The sequence below is a fragment of the Aureibaculum luteum genome (genome assembly GCF_003449015.1).
GTDB classification, from domain to species: domain Bacteria; phylum Bacteroidota; class Bacteroidia; order Flavobacteriales; family Flavobacteriaceae; genus Aureibaculum; species Aureibaculum luteum.
The window spans coordinates 1-1806 of the sequence record NZ_QRGD01000028.1; the positions used below are offsets into that span (position 1 = coordinate 1).

Below are 1806 nucleotides of genomic sequence, written 5' to 3' on the forward strand. Positions count from 1 at the left end.
AATCGAGTGGATGGCTCCGCCAATAATTGACGGAGTGCACCCCTCACACCACCGTACATACGGGTCTCGTATACGGCGGTTCGATAATGAAACTTATCGTTTGTAGTATTCGATTAAACTAACATACCCTTTCATTTTTAACCTTTTTATGGTAATGGTAGTACGTAGAATTGGACTTTGAGCAACTGCCCATCCTCCCATTCTTGTTCGACTCCACGCATAAGCATGGTCTTGGTCAATTCCTAAGCGAATCAGGTTTTTCCGTTTCCGTTCTGGTTTCTTCCAATGATGCCATATACAATACCGTAATCGGTTTCTTAACCATTCTTCCAACTTTTTAAGTTTAGTATGAATGGATGCCGGTCTAAAGTAATTTATCCAACCACGTATCAACAGATTGATACGGTCGATACGTTCTTCAAAACTTGCGGGTATTGTCTTTTTGGTAAGGTATTTAAGCTTTGCTTTGAATTCCTTCCATTTGGACGGTTTAACCACCAGTTGATATTTACCTTTTTCCCCTTTCTTGTAGGTTGGTACAAAACCAAACCCTAGTACTTGGAAATTAAAAGGCTTACGTATGCCACTTTTCTCCCTGTTTATTGGCAGTTGAAGTTTGTCTAGCAGAAATTTGTAGATACTATTACCTACACGTTTTGCAGACATTTTACTCTTAACGTAGATACTGAAATCGTCGGCATATCTTACATAACGGTGTCCTCGTTGCTCTAGTTCTTTATCCAACTCATTGAGCAGGATATTAGAGAGCAATGGGCTTAAAGGTGAACCTTGCGGTACTCCTTTTTTCCGTTTGTGCAATTTACCGTTGATCAGTATCGGGGCTTTAAGAAATGAACGCAGTAGCTTCATCGTTGGTTTGCACTTTACCTTTTTGTAAACCAATTCTAAAAGTATATAATGTTCCACTTCATCAAAGAAACTCTTTAAATCTATGTCAACTATATCCTTATAACCTGAATTGATGTTTTCAAGGCTTTGTGCAATTGCCTGATGGGCGTTGCGTTGTGGTCTGAATCCATAACTATGCTGTTGAAAGTCTGGCTCGAATATCGGTTGTAAAACTTGATGTAGTGCTTGTTGAAATACCCTGTCAACAACTGTGGGAATTCCGAGTAATCGTTTCTTCCCGTTGCTTTTTGGTATTTCAACGCCCAATATTGGAGATACCTGATAGGTCTCTCTTTCTATTTGCCAAATATATCGTTTACCTTGGGTCTGCAATATAGATTTTAGTTCAGTGATATGAACCCTGTCTATTCCTGCTGAACCCTTGTTGCGATACACCCGCTCATAGGCGTCGTTTAGATTCTGTTTACTTGTTAATTGTTTAATCATTAATACTTAAATTGATTTGCTGTCTCGCTTAATCAAAGGCTATCATTTTACTGGAAAGCTATCCGTAAAGTAAAACAACTCCTAAGTTCATTAAAGACCATTATCGTTCTGTCCTTCACCAACCTATCAGGTAGTTGGTTACTATGACTTCGGCTGACTTCTCTACTTTACCAACTCGTGGTTGTAGAGACCTCCCCAGGTAATGACATCTTCTTTCACTCAATTTCTGCCGTATCTACATAAATACACCTTTGGTATTCTTTGGGCGTTACAATGATGTGGTTGCTTACCCGTGCATTTATGCCTCGTATACGGTTTCTGTTCGTCAGAACCGAGCTTTGTAGTCCTGCTTCCTTCAGTCCTAACCTCGCGGTTAGCAACCTTGCAGCTTACTAATGGTTCAGGGCGTTACCCATGCCCATAAGGGACTTGCACCCTCTAGATTAATTC

Annotated in this window: 1 protein-coding gene; it reads right to left on the reverse strand. The window is 40.1% G+C overall.

Annotation, left to right across the window (positions count from 1 at the left end):
- Window positions 1-93: 93 nt before the first annotated feature.
- On the reverse strand, window positions 94-1356 hold the full coding sequence (gene ltrA / locus D3P13_RS21710) for a group II intron reverse transcriptase/maturase (RefSeq protein WP_117885806.1): 1263 nt from the start codon (window positions 1354-1356) through the stop codon (window positions 94-96).
- Window positions 1357-1806: the final 450 nt, after the last annotated feature.